This is a genomic window from Intestinibacter sp. (genome assembly GCF_034113885.1).
Taxonomy (GTDB): Bacteria; Bacillota; Clostridia; order Peptostreptococcales; family Peptostreptococcaceae; genus Intestinibacter.
In genome coordinates, this window is the sequence record NZ_JAXEWM010000084.1 from 1 (window position 1) to 2,908 (window position 2,908).

Genomic DNA, 2,908 nt, shown 5'->3' on the forward strand with positions numbered 1-2,908 from the left:
ACAATGCTCAAATCAAACATATTAACTGAAGAAGTAATATACGATTTAATATCACAAAGAAATTAAACATAATCACAATGCTTAAATACCCTAATGCCTATCTAACAAGTCTCTCTAATTATTATCTCTGCACAGCATAAATAAAATCCACAATCTATATTGTTAAAATCAATCATTTTATATACTGTTATATATCTTTTAAAACAAATATATTTTTTAAATTCCCTATTTTTTTCCACTATATAGATTGACATTATATATCTAAACGTGTCAAAATATAGTTAAACAAGTATATAGTATAATTTATGGGGAGGCGTATTTAAAATGAAAAAATTCATTAACCTTTTATTAGTATTTATGTTATCAATTTGTGTAGTCGGATGTAGTTCAAATTCCACTACTAAATCTAGTAGCTCTAGTGATGCTTCTAGCGCTAAAGAGGCTGAGCTTTCTCTAGAGGGAAAAGATCTTAAAGTCTACTGTGGAGCTGGTATGACAAAACCTTTTGAAGAAATCGCAAACATTTTTAAAGAAAAAACTGGTTGCAATATAGAGGTTACTTATGCCAACGCAGCTCAAATCCAAACACAAATTAAAACTTCTGAAGAAGGAGATCTATTTGTGGCTGGAGCTGAAGACGAGCTTAAGCCAGTATCAGATTATGTTACAGAAAGCAAGAAACTTGTAAAACACATACCTGTACTTGCTGTTGCTTCAGGAAATCCAAAAGAAATAAACGGCTTAAAGGACTTAACTAAAGACGGTGTAACTGTAGTTTTAGCAGATGCAGAATCTACTCCTATAGGTAAAATAGCTAAAAAAGCTTTAAGTAATTTAAAAATATACAAAAAAATCGATATACAAGCCACTACTTCTACTGCTCCAGAGCTTACTAACGCTATAGAAGCAGGCGAATGTGACGCAGTAATCGTTTGGAAGGAAAATGTTAAGAGTGATAAAGTTGAAATAGTTGAAACTACTGATTTAGACAACTATGTAAAAGTGATCCCTGCAGCTTCTTTAAACTGTAGCGAAAACGAAGAATCTCTAAAAGAATTTTTATCTTATTTAGATACAGATGAAGTAAAAGCAATTTGGGAAAAATATGGATATGAACTAGTTGCTGAAAACTAAAAGTTACATATGAAAAGAAACTACAATACAAATAAAAACAATAAATTAGAACCTTTTGAAATACTAGCGTACTTAGCAGCTTCAATCGTTGTAGTTTTCATGTTTTTAATAATCTCCACAATCTTCATAAAAGGCATTCCTTATATAAAGGGTGCCTTTTTTACAAAAGAAGTACAATTTTCGATAAAACTCAGCATGAAAACAACTAGTATTTCGACACTAATATGTATGCTTTTAGCTATCCCAACGTCATACGCTTTTACAAAATTAAATTTTCCATTTAAAAAAATAAGCCAGATTTTGATTGAATTACCCCTATGTTTGCCATATCTAGTGCTAGGTGTCAGCTTGCTTATAGTATTTTCCTCACCTGCAGGCAAATTTCTAAAATCAATCGGTATAAAAGTAGTCTACAGCCAGCTCGGCATAATCATAGCCCAAATCACTGTAAACCTACCCTATACCATAAGATTTATAAAAACAGCGTTTCAAGAAGTTGATACTCGACTTGAATTTATATCACAAACACTAGGAGCATCAAAATTCAAAACCTTCATGAACGTGACTATCCCACTTTCAAAAAACTCACTAATGGGAGCTCTAATCCTAACATGGTCTCGAGGCCTCGGAGAATTCGGAGCAACACTAATGTTAGTAGGCGTCACTCGCATGAAAACCGAAACACTGCCAGCTAGCATCTACCTAAACGTAGCCACAGGAGACATGGGCGTGGCGATGGCATCTGCTCTTATTTTATTTATAATTTCATCCTTATCTCTTTTTATCGCAAACTATTTCTCAGGCAAAAGCTACGATAAAAATAGATTAAAAAGCAATTAAACGATTAATCAAGGAAGTGAGCCAATATGAATAATATCATTACTATAGAAAACTATAACTTAAAACTTGGAAATTTCACTCTAAACAACATAAATTTAGAAATAAAGGAAGGGGAAATTTTCGCCATCCTAGGCAGAACAGGATCAGGAAAAACAGTCCTACTTGAGTCCATAGCTGGATTTTACAATCACGGAAATGGTGCAATTTACATAAAAGACACCCCTATCAACGACATATACATCTGCAACAGAAACATAGGCTTTGTCTACCAAGACTACGCACTTTTCCCTCATATGACAGTTTTCGATAATATCGCTTACGGCCTAAAAATGAAAAAAGTCAAAAAACACGAGCAAACAGAAATCGTAAACGAAATGGCAAAACTTCTATCAATAGAAAATATATTAAAAAAATACCCCGGAACAATCAGCGGCGGCGAAAAACAAAGAACTGCACTTGCTAGAGCCCTCGTCCTAAACCCCAAAATCCTTCTAATGGATGAGCCCTTTAGCGCACTAGATCCCTCTACCAAAAACAACATGTACGCAAAAATTAAATCATTGCACAAAAAATTCAAATGTACTATAGTTTTTGTAACACATGATTTTAACGAGGCGAAAAAAATAGCAGACAGAATAGGAATTATCTCAAACGGCACCCTAAAAACAATCAGAAACAGCCAAAACCTATTCGATACATACGAAGACCCCGAAATCAACAAGTTCTTGGGAATAGCAAATTAAACTCACAAAGGAGGCATATAACAGCTAATATAAATCTATAAAAATCCATAAAACCATAGTATATTTTTATGGATTATATATAATGCTATTGAAGTAATAAATAAATGAAATATTATTCAATAGTATAATTTGCAAATAAAATAGAAAAAAGGTTCAAACGCTTAAAAATTTAGATAAGTTTATAACATATA

General features: G+C 32.6%; 3 protein-coding genes. All 3 read left to right on the forward strand.

Annotated features, from left to right (window positions below; translation table 11 throughout):
- The first annotated feature begins 324 nt into the window (after window positions 1–324).
- The 3 genes from modA (at window position 325) to SPD90_RS04965 (ending at window position 2,717) form a co-directional block, all read left to right on the forward strand.
- Entirely contained in the window at window positions 325–1,134 is an 810-nt protein-coding gene (modA, locus tag SPD90_RS04955) for a molybdate ABC transporter substrate-binding protein (RefSeq protein ID WP_320924493.1), read from the forward strand.
- Between the two features lie 99 nt (window positions 1,135–1,233).
- On the forward strand, window positions 1,234–1,974 hold the full coding sequence (locus SPD90_RS04960; protein ID WP_320924495.1) for an ABC transporter permease: 741 nt from the start codon (window positions 1,234–1,236) through the stop codon (window positions 1,972–1,974).
- 26 nt (window positions 1,975–2,000) lie between these two features.
- On the forward strand, window positions 2,001–2,717 hold the full coding sequence (locus SPD90_RS04965; protein WP_320924494.1) for an ABC transporter ATP-binding protein: 717 nt from the start codon (window positions 2,001–2,003) through the stop codon (window positions 2,715–2,717).
- The last annotated feature ends 191 nt before the right edge of the window (window positions 2,718–2,908 follow it).

Excerpts from the sequence above, each read along its gene's own strand:
- modA (WP_320924493.1), top strand. The coding sequence starts at position 325 with ATGAAAAAATTCATTAACCTTTTATTAGTATTTATGTTATCAATTTGT.
- SPD90_RS04960 (WP_320924495.1), top strand. The coding sequence starts at position 1,234 with ATGTTTTTAATAATCTCCACAATCTTCATAAAAGGCATTCCTTATATA.
- SPD90_RS04965 (WP_320924494.1), top strand. The coding sequence starts at position 2,001 with ATGAATAATATCATTACTATAGAAAACTATAACTTAAAACTTGGAAAT.